11 protein-coding genes are annotated in these 13,686 nt (G+C 48.5%); 8 read left to right on the top strand and 3 right to left on the bottom strand.

What is annotated here, in order from left to right; genetic code table 11:
- Positions 1-84: 84 nt before the first annotated feature.
- Complete coding sequence (gene rnpA / locus ACFSX3_RS07705) at positions 85-435, bottom strand: ribonuclease P protein component (protein ID WP_209987450.1); 351 nt, start codon at positions 433-435, stop codon at positions 85-87.
- Positions 436-825: 390 nt separating this feature from the next.
- Positions 826-960: a 50S ribosomal protein L34 gene (gene rpmH, locus ACFSX3_RS07700; RefSeq protein WP_039295761.1), complete on the bottom strand. Its 135-nt coding sequence runs from the start codon at positions 958-960 to the stop codon at positions 826-828.
- A 739-nt stretch (positions 961-1,699) separates the two neighbouring features.
- On the opposite strand from rpmH, the gene dnaA reads away from it, so the two are divergent.
- From dnaA to gyrB, 6 genes are all read left to right on the top strand, one after another.
- On the top strand, positions 1,700-3,046 hold the full coding sequence (gene dnaA / locus ACFSX3_RS07695; RefSeq protein ID WP_209987453.1) for a chromosomal replication initiator protein DnaA: 1,347 nt from the start codon (positions 1,700-1,702) through the stop codon (positions 3,044-3,046).
- 195 nt (positions 3,047-3,241) lie between these two features.
- Positions 3,242-4,384, top strand: a complete 1,143-nt coding sequence (dnaN, locus tag ACFSX3_RS07690; RefSeq protein ID WP_209987456.1) for a DNA polymerase III subunit beta — start codon at positions 3,242-3,244, stop codon at positions 4,382-4,384.
- A 46-nt stretch (positions 4,385-4,430) separates the two neighbouring features.
- The gene (yaaA, locus tag ACFSX3_RS07685) at positions 4,431-4,661 is read left to right on the top strand and encodes a S4 domain-containing protein YaaA (RefSeq protein WP_209987458.1); all 231 of its coding nucleotides are present in this window, start codon (positions 4,431-4,433) and stop codon (positions 4,659-4,661) included.
- 20 nt (positions 4,662-4,681) lie between these two features.
- On the top strand, positions 4,682-5,800 hold the full coding sequence (gene recF / locus ACFSX3_RS07680; protein WP_209987461.1) for a DNA replication/repair protein RecF: 1,119 nt from the start codon (positions 4,682-4,684) through the stop codon (positions 5,798-5,800).
- A 15-nt stretch (positions 5,801-5,815) separates the two neighbouring features.
- Positions 5,816-6,064, top strand: coding sequence for an extracellular matrix regulator RemB (gene remB / locus ACFSX3_RS07675; RefSeq protein ID WP_209987465.1), 249 nt, complete (start codon positions 5,816-5,818; stop codon positions 6,062-6,064).
- Between the two features lie 46 nt (positions 6,065-6,110).
- A complete protein-coding gene (gene gyrB, locus ACFSX3_RS07670) occupies positions 6,111-8,021 on the top strand; it encodes a DNA topoisomerase (ATP-hydrolyzing) subunit B (protein ID WP_209987468.1) in 1,911 nt (636 codons plus the stop codon).
- 167 nt (positions 8,022-8,188) lie between these two features.
- Here the strand turns inward: gyrB and ACFSX3_RS07665 are convergent, their stop codons facing one another.
- Positions 8,189-9,076: a YheC/YheD family protein gene (locus ACFSX3_RS07665; protein ID WP_209987471.1), complete on the bottom strand. Its 888-nt coding sequence runs from the start codon at positions 9,074-9,076 to the stop codon at positions 8,189-8,191.
- Between the two features lie 295 nt (positions 9,077-9,371).
- Between ACFSX3_RS07665 and gyrA the strand changes: the two genes are divergently transcribed.
- Complete coding sequence (gyrA, locus tag ACFSX3_RS07660; RefSeq protein ID WP_209987473.1) at positions 9,372-11,912, top strand: DNA gyrase subunit A; 2,541 nt, start codon at positions 9,372-9,374, stop codon at positions 11,910-11,912.
- A 242-nt stretch (positions 11,913-12,154) separates the two neighbouring features.
- Complete coding sequence (locus tag ACFSX3_RS07655; RefSeq protein WP_209987476.1) at positions 12,155-13,255, top strand: HD-GYP domain-containing protein; 1,101 nt, start codon at positions 12,155-12,157, stop codon at positions 13,253-13,255.
- Positions 13,256-13,686: the final 431 nt, after the last annotated feature.

The raw sequence follows: 13,686 nt of genomic DNA, 5'->3' as shown, positions 1-13,686 counted from the left end.
AAAACCCCTCTCATAAACATTCCATTGCACCGTAAATCATAACATAATTATGGATACAAATAAACAAGCCCTCTTCAGGCTGTTTTACTTGCGTAAAGCCTTGAGCAGCTTGGCTTTGCGCAGCACATGCAGCACGCTTTTCTCCAGCTCGCCGTAATCCTTGGAAAGCGCTCCTTTTCTGACGATGAACACGATGTCCAGATTGCCGGCAATTTCCGGCTCATGGTGACGCACAATCTCCTTCACCAGCCTTCTCATCCGGTTGCGGACTACAGCATTTCCGACCTTCTTGCTGACGGATATGCCCACCCGGAACCGTTCCACCTCTCTTTTGGGGAACCAATACACCACATACTGATGATTCGCAAATGACTTCCCATGGCGGTATACGCGGCTGAAGTCGGCACGGTTTCGTAATCGTAAACTTTTGTGCACGGGAATCTCCTATTCAAATACCGGAATTTCTCCAGGCTCCGGAATTTCATCTTCTAATTAGTATTGTCATTCAAGGGAGACCATAAACAGTTACCGCTGCGGCCCTGGAGACACCCTGCTAACAAACATAGACGCTTGTGCTACCTATAATAATGTGGAAATCATGTGAAACATATAAATCTTATATTTTTAAAAAAAGCCCCGCAGTAGCGTCAAATCCTCTGCAGAGCCTTTCATTTATTGTCGCAGCAGCAGAAGTAATGGCTGGTTGTCCACTCTCTGAGCGTCATCCTGTTCTGCGCTATATATAGAAGAGAAATAAAAATAATGATACATTCTGCAAATTCAGCGTAAAAAAGGACCACAGCAGTGGTCCCAACGTGGCCTATCTTACGCACTCAAAACTTTTCTGCCTTTCAAGCGGCGGGCTGCCAGCACTTTGCGGCCGTTTTTCGTGCTCATTCTTTTGCGGAAACCATGCACCTTCTTGCGTTTGCTCACATTTGGTCTGAACGTCGGTCTCATGTATTGCACCTCCCTTACAGGAACATAATTACTGTCATATTAGCAGAAACGGACTAAGCCGTCCTTAAAGTAGGGACAGTATCTACAAGTATTATCAATTAAATTTGGAGACATATCCTCACAGAAAACACCTTTATATATTTAAACACATTTTTGCGGCAAAAGTCAACCTTGTCCCTTCTCCCTCTTTTTAAAGGTGTCCCCCATTTCCGGGTATCGGCCGGAATTTTATCCCCAGCTTACCTTGCCCTTCACTAATTCTATCCTTAACCGCTTATCCACAAAGAAAAAAATCCAAAAAATAATCCACAGGCTTAAACAGTTATCCACCTGTGATTAATTATGAACGCAGTTTGCTCACAGGTGCGCACAACCTGTGTATAAAAAAATCGCGTCCATTGCAGAAACTGTCGAACGGTAAACAAATTATCAACAATATGTAGTGGTGTGCTTAAAAATTATACACAAGTGATTGAATTTGTGGATAAAATAGCGTGGCTCATTGAAAAACAAGGGGCGTTTTGCTATGATGGTATTACTTTTGAATGTGAATAGATTTGTTTGTTCAATAAATTATCAACAAGCTGTGGATAAAGTTGTGAACAATTCAAGTTTATCCATATTTTTTTGTCTCTTGAACTTGTATACTGGGGATAAGATTCAGCAACAACCCATTTTCTTCGACATTTCCACTTCATGGCTGATGCCACATTTGGAAGATTTAAAGGAGTGACAGTCTGTGGACAGCCATACTTCCGAATTATGGCAGGAAATTTTATTGATTATTCAAACCAAATTAAGCAAACCGAGCTTCGATACCTGGTTCAAGGCCACCAAGGCCATGACGTTCAATTCCCAGGCTCTTATCATCTCGGCGCCCACAACCTTTGCCGTAGAATGGCTGGAAAGTCGCTATACCAAATTGGTAGGAGCAACGGTATATGAAGTTACCGGACAGCAAGTGGAAGTCAGATTTGTCATTGAGGAGAACAAGCCCTCTGAGCCTATTGTTCAACAAAATGCACCCACTCCCGTCGTCTCTCGCGAAGAAGCGCAGACGCATCTGCTCAATCCCAAATACACCTTCGATACGTTCGTGATTGGTTCCGGCAACCGTTTTGCGCATGCAGCCTCACTCGCTGTAGCCGAAGCGCCGGCCAAAGCCTATAACCCTCTGTTTTTGTATGGAGGCGTAGGTCTCGGGAAGACCCACCTGATGCATGCGATCGGCCACTATGTGCTGGAGCATAACCCCAACAATAAGGTGATTTACATCTCCTCCGAGAAGTTCACGAATGAATTCATCAACTCCATCCGTGATAACCGCGGCGAAAGCTTCCGCAACAAGTACCGCAGTGTTGACATTTTGCTGATTGATGACATCCAATTCCTGGCTGGAAAAGAGTCGACACAGGAGGAATTTTTCCATACGTTCAATGCACTTCATGAAGAACGCAAACAGATCATCATCTCAAGCGACCGGCCTCCCAAGGAAATTCCCACGCTGGAGGAACGGCTTCGTTCCCGGTTTGAATGGGGTCTGATCACTGATATTCAGCCTCCGGATCTGGAGACACGGATTGCCATTCTGCGTAAGAAGGCCAAAGCGGAGAACCTGGACATCCCGAACGAAGCGATGATGTACATCGCCAATCAGATTGATACGAATATCCGGGAGCTGGAAGGCGCGCTGATTCGTGTTGTAGCCTATTCATCGCTGACCAATCAGGATGTGACGACGCATCTGGCGGCGGAAGCGCTGAAGGATATCATTCCATCCAGCCGTCCGAAGATGATCACCATGAACGATATTCAGCAAAAAGTCGGCGAATACTACAATTTGCGCATGGAGGATTTCAAAGCGCGGAAACGCACGAAGGCTGTTGCTTTTCCAAGGCAGATTGCCATGTACTTGTCGCGTGAACTGACAGATTATTCGCTGCCCAAGATCGGTGAAGCCTTCGGAGGACGCGATCATACGACCGTTATCCATGCCCATGAGAAGATTACGCAGCAATTAAAGGTGGACCAGGAGCTCTATAAAGTGGTAAATAATCTTGCGGAGAAAATTAAAAATCCTTCCTAAGAGGAACAAAGAGCCTATACACAATCTATACACATGTGGGTAGGCTTAATTTTATGCTGTTTTGCGACTTATCCACATAAACGGAGCCCCTACTACTAATACTATTAAATAACTATAATAATTCATCTTCTAAGAGCAGGTTTCAAAGAGGATTTACGTAGCCCATTTCCCAATTTTTCAGCTAGGAGTGAAATTATGAAAATCAGCATTCTCAAAAATGAACTCAACGAATCCATTGGCCATGTCTCCAAGGCAATCTCCAGCAGAACAACCATCCCTATTCTGACCGGTATTAAGTTTGAGGTTAGCCATCAAGGAGTTACGCTGACTGCAAGCGATACGGATATTTCCATTCAGTCCTTCATCCCTGCCGAGAATGATAGCCAGACGATCGTCAAGGTAGAACAACCGGGCAGCGTAGTGCTTCCAGCCAAGTTCTTCGTTGAGATTATCAAGAAGCTCCCCTCCCAAGAGATTCACATGGAAGTTAAAGACGGCTTCCAAACCTTCATCTCCTCCGGCTCTACGGAGATTCAGATTGTGGGCCTCGATCCTGAAGAGTTCCCTGTCCTGCCAAGCATCGAGGAGAATGAAACCATCTCCATGCCTGGTGATTTGCTGAAGAATATGATCAAGCAGACCGCTTTCTCCATCTCCACCCAAGAGACAACACCGATTCTGACAGGCATTCTGTGGAATCTGGCTGACAATGAATTCAAGTTCACGGCTACCGACCGCCACCGGCTCGCTACCAGAGCTGCACATCTCGAAGGGACAGAGAGCATACAGTTCGCGAATATTGTCATTGCCGGCAAAACGCTGAACGAGCTCAGCAAAATCATCCCTGATCAGAATATGCTGGTGGATATTGTCGTGGCCGATAATCAAGTTCTGTTCAAAATCGACAAAGTGCTGTTCTATTCGCGCATTCTGGATGGCATTTATCCGGATACTTCTAGAATTATTCCAACCACCTACAAAACAGAACTAACTTTGGACACAAAAAAATTAAGCGAATCGATTGACCGTGCTTATTTGCTGTCCCGTGAAGAAAAAACGAACATCGTCCGCATGCAGACCCTGGAGAACGGCGATGTAGAGATCTCCTCCAGCTCGTCAGAGCTTGGTAAGGTACGTGAAGAGCTGGAAGTCATCGATTTCAAGGGTGAGCCGCTGCGGATCTCCTTCAACTCCAAATATATGCTTGATGTGCTGAAGGTTGTGGAGAGCGAGCAGCTTGTCATCGCCTTCACCGGCATGATGAGCCCGATTATTCTTAGACCGCTCGATGAGAGCCGGAGCCTGTATGTGATTCTGCCGTACCGGACAACTAATTAACGCCCTGTTCATCAACATGTGGATAAGTGGCAGGAAGGATAAAAAAATGAAAAAAATAGTTATCCACAGTGGATACATTAAGCTCGACCAGTTCCTGAAGCTCTCCGATTGTGTATCCACAGGGGGGATGGCCAAGGCGCTGCTGCAGGAAGGGCATGTGCAGGTGAATGGTGAGGTTGAAGAACGCCGTGGCCGGAAGCTCTACCCGGGTGATAAAATACAGGTACAGGATAACGGCGTGTTTGAAGTTGAGGGCGGCGGAGTCAAGGAGGAGTAACCCTAAGGAGGAACAGGCTCTTGTTTGTCAAAAATATCGGACTGCAGGATTACCGTAACTATGGGCTGCTGCGTCTTGAGCATCTGGGCGATGTGAACCTTATTCTCGGACAGAACGCCCAAGGCAAAACCAATCTCATGGAGGCCTTGTTTGTCTTGGCCATGACCAAAAGCCATCGTACCTCCAAGGACAAGGAACTGATCTCCTTCGATGCACCGTCGGGTTCGGCACAGATTGTTGCCGAGGTGGAGCGTAAGTACGGGGATCTTAAGCTGGAGCTGACCCTGTCCCCGCAGGGCAAGAAGGCCAGAATTAACGGCCTCGAGCAGCGCCGGCTAAGCGAATTCGTAGGTTCACTGAACGTGGTAATGTTTGCCCCGGAGGATCTGGAGATTGTCAAAGGCACTCCGGGAATCCGGCGCCGGTTCCTTGACATGGAGATTGGTCAGGTCCAGCCAAGCTACCTGTTTCATCTGCAGCAGTACCAGAAAATCCTCCTCCAACGAGGCAATCTGCTGAAGCAACTATGGGGTAAAGAGGCAAGCGGCCGGGAGCTTCTGGACATCTGGGACGCCCAACTTGTAGAACATGGTGTTAAAATCGTAAAAAAAAGGAAACAATTCATAAAGAAGCTGCAGATATGGGCAGAAAGCATCCACCGGGGCATCACAAACGGCGGAGAAGAGCTCAAACTGCTCTATGTCCCCTCGTTTGGTGAGCGTGAAGAGGAAGATGAAGCTGTCTTATTGGACAAATTTATGTTAAAGTTATCACAAACAAGAGATCAGGAAATCAGGCGCGGCATGACGCTGACGGGTCCCCATCGGGATGACCTGTCCTTTTTTATCAACGGAAGAGAAGCTCAGGTCTACGGTTCCCAGGGACAGCAGCGTACGGCAGCTTTATCGCTCAAGCTGGCGGAAATTGAACTGATCCATGAGGAGATCGGAGAATATCCTGTGCTGCTTCTTGATGATGTTTTGTCCGAACTTGATCCCTATCGTCAGACCCAGCTTATCGAAACCTTTCAGAGCAAGGTGCAGACCTTCATCACCGCCACCGGTGTAGAGGGACTGAATGCTGATAAACTAAAGGGTGCAATCCTGTATCATGTTCATGGCGGCAAAGTGGAGCTATAAGAGCGGAGGAAGACCATGTATATTCATTTGGGCGGAGAAAAAATTATTCGATCCTCAGAGCTGATTGCTATATTTGATATATCGATTGAGAAATCCTCCAAGGTATCGAAGCAATTTATGACTCATTCCCAGCAGGATAAGAAGCTGGAACGCATTGGTGAAGAGGAAGCGAAGTCTATAGTCGTAACCAGAAATACTGTCTACTACTCCCCGATCTCCTCCTCCACTCTCAAAAAAAGAGCCAAACTCTTGTTAGAAATATAAGGTTTCACAAGTTACATGAGATAATCTGAAAGAAGTAGGTGAAGGCATGTCAATGAATCAACCGACATATGATGAGAGCCAGATTCAGGTACTGGAAGGGCTGGAAGCAGTTCGGAAACGTCCCGGCATGTACATTGGCTCCACTAGCGCCAAAGGTCTGCATCATTTGGTCTGGGAGGTTGTCGATAATAGTATCGATGAGGCGCTGGCAGGTTTTTGCGACCGGATTCAAGTCATAATTACTGAAAATAATAGTGTGACTGTTATTGACAACGGGCGGGGAATTCCTGTTGGTGAGAACGTCAAGCTGAAGAAGTCCACGCTTGAAGTGGTCATGACTGTCCTGCATGCGGGCGGTAAGTTTGGCGGCGGGGGTTACAAGGTGTCCGGCGGTCTTCACGGCGTAGGGATCTCTGTGGTTAACGCCTTGTCCGAGAAGGTAGTTGTCACTGTCAAACGTGACGGGCATGTCTACCAGCAGGAGTACAACCGCGGCGTGCCGCAATATGACATCCGAGTGATCGGGGATACAGAGGAGACGGGGACCACCACCACCTTCCACCCGGACCCGGATATTTTTACCGAAACCACTACTTTTGAATACTCCACGCTCCTTACCCGTATCCGGGAGCTGGCCTTCCTGAACAAGGGCATTGAGTTGTCACTGCTGGATGAACGGACCGGAGTTAACAATACGTTCAAGTATGAAGGCGGTATTGTGGAGTATGTGAAATTCCTTAACGAGAAAAAAGAAGCTCTTCATGAGGATCCCATCTACGTGGAAGGCTCACGGGATATGATCGCGGTTGAAGTGGCTCTCCAATATAACGATTCATACACAGAGAACATTTATTCATTCGCTAATAATATCAATACTCATGAAGGCGGAACGCATGAATCCGGCTTCAAGAGTGCCTTGACGCGGATCATTAATGACTACGCACGCAAGGCAGGCGTGATCAAGGACAGCAGTCAGAATCTGACCGGGGATGATGTCCGGGAGGGTCTGACGGCGATTATCTCCGTCAAGATTCCTGAGCCGCAGTTCGAAGGCCAGACCAAGACTAAGCTCGGCAACAGTGAAGTCCGCGGGATTGTAGAATCGCTATTCGGCGAGAAGCTGCAGGAGTTCCTGGAAGAGAACCCTGCCGTTTCGCGCAAGGTGCTAGAGAAGTCATTGCAGGCTTCCCGTGCCCGTGAAGCGGCCAAAAAGGCCCGTGAGCTAACCCGCCGCAAGAGTGCGCTTGAAGTCAGCGCCCTGCCGGGTAAGCTGGCAGACTGCTCCTCCAAGGATGCGTCTATCAGTGAGCTGTACATCGTCGAAGGTGACTCGGCCGGCGGATCGGCTAAGCAGGGCCGGGACCGTCATTTCCAGGCCATCCTGCCGCTGCGCGGTAAGATCCTGAACGTTGAGAAGGCCCGGCTGGACCGGATCTTGTCCAATGCGGAAATCCGGGCGATTATTACCGCACTCGGAACAGGGATCAGCGATGATTTCGACCTCTCGAAGGCGCGTTACCACAAGGTGGTCATCATGACCGATGCGGACGTCGACGGCGCCCATATCAGAACACTGCTGCTGACGTTCTTCTACCGCTACATGCGGAAGATTGTCGACGCAGGGTATATCTATATTGCCCAGCCGCCGCTCTTCAAGATCGAGCGCAACAAGGTTGTGCGCTATGCACAGTCCGAGCGGGAACGCGATGAGATTATTGCTACCTTTGGCGAGAACGTGAAGGTTAACGTTCAGCGCTACAAAGGTCTGGGTGAGATGAATGCCACCCAGCTATGGGATACTACCATGGACCCTGAGACCCGCACTATGTTACAGGTGACCATTGAGGATGCTATGCTGGCAGACAGTATCTTTGATACCCTGATGGGTGACAATGTCGAACCACGCCGTGAATTCATTCAGGAGCACGCACAATCTGTCAAAAACCTGGATATTTAAGCAGCCTATAGCGGACCTCCGGATTATCCCTTGCGGGTGAAGCCGGAGGTTTTTTAATAAAAAGATAAGAATTTATATGCTTCGCGCTATAATTATCCTTATCTTTCTCGCTGAAACGGTACCGTCCTTTAAAAGGACGACAATGCCGTTTCCACTTGTACATAGAGCTATACGTTGGATAGTCGCTTGCGGCGGCTGGGCACAGACTTCCGGTTAGGCTTTAACCGTCCATAGGCCACAGCATAACGGTGGATTCTGCGGTAAATCCCTTTGTTCGGGAACAATTTGAAAACAATGATAGAGGGTAAGGTGTTCACTTCAAGCAGCCATAGATCGTGGTGCTGGTCCATTGCTACATCAAGTCCGAGCTCTTTGAGTCCTGGATAAGCCGTTTCAAGCTGTGCCCCGATCCGGACGCCCAGAGATTTCAGCTGCTGGGTAGTCGCAGACATTTCGTCAGAGGTCATATGGTCCTTGAACAGGGTATCTACCGGAAAAATACTGCCCCCGCTGTGATAATTCGTAATCACCTTCTGCGGTGCGGCTACCCGGCCAAGCATGCCTGTAGTCTCCCAGCTACCGTGAGGATTCTTCTGGGTAAGCACGCGCAAGTCGAAGGGACGGTCCTGATACTGAAGCAGATCAATGCCCTGCTGGACCAGATAAGTGCGGTCTTTAACCCGGGGCACTAGCGCAGCATGAAGCTCTTCGGGGCTGTTAAAGACCTCGGCATCCTTGGCATACCTCAAAATATACATCAGCTTCGGCTCTGCCGGTACGGCTGCTTCACTGCTCACGGATTCTGGTTCCGGCTCACTGGTATCCGGCTGCTGCCCGCTGGGACTTAAGTGTACGATCCTCTGCTCGGCTCTCATTACTCCGCTGCCATAAGTGCCGCGGTCGGGTTTAATGTATACCGTGCCGTGCAGATGCAGCATTTCTTTCAGATCCTCCAGGCCATATTTGCGAGTTTCCGGAATATAGACCGAGAGGTGACGGTTTTGCAGAATGACTTTCGTTTTTGCCCATTTGCTGGACACGCGTTGAATCTTCATGTTCTGCCTCCGTTTCTTTACGCATAGCGAATTTTCAGGACAAGACAACTAAATAATGTTATAATATCAGGATATGAGATTTAACTTTTCGGGACGAAAACAGGGGCATGAAGCCAATTCTCTTGTCTCTACAGTCTATGTACTGAAGACAGCAGCGGAGAGGGCGTATACCCTTATCCGTACTAAAAGAAAATCAATATAGACGATAACAGGCTATCATGTTTAATTGTGCTGGTTTTGTGAAAGTAATATAATATAGGGTAGCGGTTTTTAACTGAAGGAGGTCCACCAACTCATGGCTGAACAAAATAACCCGCAAGTCAAGGATCGGGACATTGGCGTGGAAATGCGAGAATCCTTTATGGATTACGCAATGAGCATCATTGTAAGCCGGGCTTTGCCGGATGTGCGGGATGGACTTAAGCCTGTTCACCGACGCATTTTGTTTGCGATGTCGGAACTTGGTATGTCCTCGGATAAGCCACATAAGAAGTCAGCTAGAATCGTCGGAGAGGTTATCGGTAAGTATCACCCTCACGGTGACTCGGCGGTCTATGAAACCATGGTACGTATGGCACAGGATTTCTCCATGCGTTATATGCTTGTAGACGGTCATGGTAACTTCGGTTCAATTGACGGAGATATGGCGGCTGCAATGCGTTATACAGAAGCACGTTTGTCCAAAATTGCCGGAGAAATGCTCCGTGATCTGAACAAGGAAACGGTTGATTTCGCTCCCAACTATGACGGTGAAGAGAACGAGCCTGTAGTCTTGCCTGCGCGTTATCCCAACCTGCTGGTCAATGGTGTAGGCGGGATTGCGGTGGGTATGGCAACCAACATTCCTCCGCATAATCTCGGTGAGGTCATTGACGGTGTGCAGGCGATGATCAAGAATCCTGATATTACGCCTCTGGAGCTCATGGAATATATCCAAGGTCCAGACTTCCCGACGGCCGGGTACATTCTGGGCCGGGAAGGAATACGTCAGGCCTACCGGACAGGACGCGGATCGGTTACCATGCGTGCCAAGGCGACGATTGAAGAGAATAACGGCAAAGCACGGATCATTGTGCATGAGCTTCCTTACCAGGTCAACAAAGCCCGGCTCGTGGAGAAGATCGCGGAGCTGGTGCGTGAGAAACGCATCGAGGGCATTACGGATCTGCGTGATGAGTCTGACCGTAACGGAATGCGCGTAGTGGTTGAAATGAGACGGGATGTGAATCCAAGTGTTGTACTCAACAATCTCTACAAGCATACTTCCATGCAGTCCACCTTCGGAATCAACATGCTGGCTATTGTCAACAAAGAACCGAAGATTCTGAACCTGCGTGATGTGCTGTATCACTATCTGCAGCATCAGATTGAAGTCATCCGCCGCCGGACGATCTTCGACCTCAAGAAGGCGGAAGCACGGGCGCATATTCTGGAAGGTCTGCGTGTTGCCCTGGATCATCTGGATGAGGTCATTGCCCTGATCCGCGCCTCACGCACAACCGATATTGCCCGTGAAGGTCTGATGGAGACCTTCAGTCTAAGCGTGGAGCAGGCTCAGGCGATCCTCGATATGCGGATGCAGCGCCTGACCGGTCTTGAACGCGAGAAGATCGAGAATGAATATAACGAGTTGTTGTCCAAGATCGCTGAATACCGTGAGATCCTGGCTAACGAGCATCTCGTACTGGATATCATCAGCAACGAGCTGCAGGAGATTCGTGATAAATACTCCGATGACCGCCGTACGGAAATTACGGTTGGGGAAGAGAGCATTCTCGACGAGGATCTGATTCCGCGTGAAGAGGTAGTTATCACAATTACCCATACCGGCTATATCAAACGTCTTCCGGTCACCACTTACCGCAGCCAGAAGCGCGGCGGACGCGGTGTAATCGGAATGGACACTAAGGATCAGGACTTTGTGGAGCATCTCTTCGTGAGCAACTCCCATAACTACCTAATGTTCTTTACTGATAAGGGTAAGGTGTACCGGATTAAGGCCTATGAGATTCCGGAGCTTGGACGGACTGCCCGGGGAACGCCGATCATCAACCTGATTCAAATTGAACAAGGGGAGAAGATTAGCGCGGTCATCCAGGTGGAGGAAGCGGACAGCGACAAGTACCTGTTCTTTGCTACCCGTGAGGGAATTGTGAAGAAAACACCTTTGGAAGATTACAACAACATCCGTAAGGGCGGCTTGATTGCAATCAATCTCCGTGAGGAGGATTCACTGATTGAAGTGAAGCTGACGGACGGTGAGCAGAATCTGATTATCGGTACTGCACGCGGAATGTCGATTACCTTCTCGGAGAATGATGTGCGCTCCATGGGCCGCAGCGCTACCGGGGTTAAGGGGATCACGCTTGATTCCAATGACCATGTTATTGGCATGGACTGCGTAGACCCGGAGCTTGAGGTGCTGATCGTAACCACCAAGGGCTATGGTAAACGGACACCTGCCGGCGACTACCGGTCTCAGACCCGCGGCGGTAAAGGCATCAAGACCATTAACCTTACAGATAAGAACGGGCCGGTTGTCGGGCTGAAGGTCGTCAAGCAGGACGAGGACCTGATGATTATTACGACCAGCGGTACCCTGATCCGTACCAGTATGGACGGAATATCTACAATGGGCCGTTACGCGCAGGGTGTTAGACTGATTAACATCCGTGAGGATGATGCAGTAGCCACACTGTGCAGAGCGGATAAAGAGGATGAAGAACTGTCTGAGCATGAGGACGGCGAAGACATTCAAGGAACTCCGGTAGAAGGCGATGGCGAAGTCAGCCAGCCTGAAGCGGATGCCGTGAACGAAGACGACAACCTCGAATAATGATTGCAGGAGAGCATGGGTTTCTGATGTATAGAAATCCATGCTCTTTTTTTTAAAAGATTTGTATGTTTTGGGGCCCCCGCAAAGTACCTGAGTTATCTTCGAAGCTAAAGCCTCACTTTGTGGGGTTATTTTATACCCAATTACCTGATGAACGGGGAATTCTCTATCTAGCCGCTTCCCGGGTTCCATACTATAATTAGAGAATTACAGGTGTCACCGACATAAAGGGGCTTAGGCTTATGCCAAACATATCCGTTGGAGAGATTAAAGCGGGTTCAAAGATTATTAAAGATGTGATCACTCCATTAGGAGGAGTGTTGTTCGGAAAGGGCAAGATCATTCTGCCCCGGGATATTGAGATTTTGCAGGCTTTTTTGATCGGACAGGTTGAGGTTGAAGGGGCGCAAGGGGAAGACAAAACTACGGAGAGCGCTAAACCGGCAGTAAAGCAGCAAGCAGCAAAGGCAGGTGCGCTGATCAATGAGTCGGTGCTGGCCAAGAGTAATTCTCCGCTTCACGATGAGTATGAGAAAATGCTGGTGCTTATCAAGCAGAGCTACCGTGCCGCCGCCGCTGCATCACTGCCAATCTTCGAACTGCGGAGTCAGCTGGATCTGCTGATTACCCATTTGAAGGATTACCATGTCTTAAAGTTTGCGCCGCGTGTGTTGTTTGACCAGGAATATAATTATCATAATGCTGTCTTATCTGCCTTGACTTCATATAGAATTGCCCAGTGGTGCGGATATCCCCAGAAGGATTGGATGCAGGCTGCTTTTGCCGGCTTGCTGCATGATGTAGGCAACACTAAAGTAGACGAAGCTCTGCTACAGAAGCCGACTCCTCTAAGCGCTCCAGAGATTGACGAGGTACGCAGGCACACTACATACGGATACCAGCTGCTGCGCAATGTCACAGCCATTAACGAAGGGGTTAGACTGGCCGCCTTGCAGCACCATGAGAAGATAGACGGTTCAGGATATCCACTTAGGCTGGATGGCAGCCAGATTCATTTCTACGCCAAGATTGTGGCAGTCGCCGATATCTTCCATGCCATGACGCTGGGAAAAGCCTACAGAAAGGCACAGTCGCCTTATCTGGTATTGGAGCAGCTGCAGAAGGAGAGCTTCGGAAAGCTCGATCCAGTGATCGTACAGACCTTCATTCAAAAGACGACAGACTTGTATAACGGTACACGGATACGGCTCAGCGATGGGCGTCATGGGGAAATCATCTTTACCGACCGCAACAACCCGACAAGACCCATGGTTCAGGTTGAAGGAAACATCGTTAATCTGATCAATGAGCGAGAGCTGCATATTCAGGAGATTATTGCTTAGCACGAGTGGATAAGGGATCAGAGAGCTATGCTTGCTTGCTTGGCTAGGGCGGTTATGGATAGCATAGCTTTATAATAATCATTTCAAAATAATGCTTGCAATGAGTTTCTAACCATGATATATTCTATTTCTGGCCGCGAAACATCAACGGTTTGCTCGAAAAGAAGTTAAAAAAAGAGCTTGCATTGATCGGCTGGATGTGATATATTATAAGAGTTGCTGGTGACGAAGTAATCGTCGCTGACAACGAGCTTGATCTTTGAAAACTGAACAACGAGTGAGTATCTGGAGATCACTTCGGTGAGATCCAAAATGAGAGAATGTAACAATTCTCGTCAGATGTTTCAAAATGAGCAATCGCTCTTTCTAAATACCAATTTGGAGAGTTTGATCCTGGCTCAGGACGAACGCTGGCGGCATGCCTAATACAT

Origin of the sequence: Paenibacillus rhizoplanae (assembly GCF_042684125.1) — a bacterium.
Taxonomy (GTDB): domain Bacteria; phylum Bacillota; class Bacilli; order Paenibacillales; family Paenibacillaceae; genus Paenibacillus_AQ; species Paenibacillus_AQ rhizoplanae.
This window is presented reverse-complemented; position numbering and strand designations above follow the sequence as displayed.

Bases quoted from the DNA above. Each gene is read 5' to 3' on its own strand.
- rpmH (WP_039295761.1), bottom strand. From the start codon at position 960: ATGAGACCGACGTTCAGACCAAATGTGAGCAAACGCAAGAAGGTGCAT.
- dnaN (WP_209987456.1), top strand. From the start codon at position 3,242: ATGAAAATCAGCATTCTCAAAAATGAACTCAACGAATCCATTGGCCAT.
- yaaA (WP_209987458.1), top strand. From the start codon at position 4,431: ATGAAAAAAATAGTTATCCACAGTGGATACATTAAGCTCGACCAGTTC.
- remB (WP_209987465.1), top strand. From the start codon at position 5,816: ATGTATATTCATTTGGGCGGAGAAAAAATTATTCGATCCTCAGAGCTG.
- gyrA (WP_209987473.1), top strand. From the start codon at position 9,372: ATGGCTGAACAAAATAACCCGCAAGTCAAGGATCGGGACATTGGCGTG.
- ACFSX3_RS07655 (WP_209987476.1), top strand. From the start codon at position 12,155: ATGCCAAACATATCCGTTGGAGAGATTAAAGCGGGTTCAAAGATTATT.
- gyrB (WP_209987468.1), top strand. From the start codon at position 6,111: ATGTCAATGAATCAACCGACATATGATGAGAGCCAGATTCAGGTACTG.
- ACFSX3_RS07665 (WP_209987471.1), bottom strand. From the start codon at position 9,076: ATGAAGATTCAACGCGTGTCCAGCAAATGGGCAAAAACGAAAGTCATT.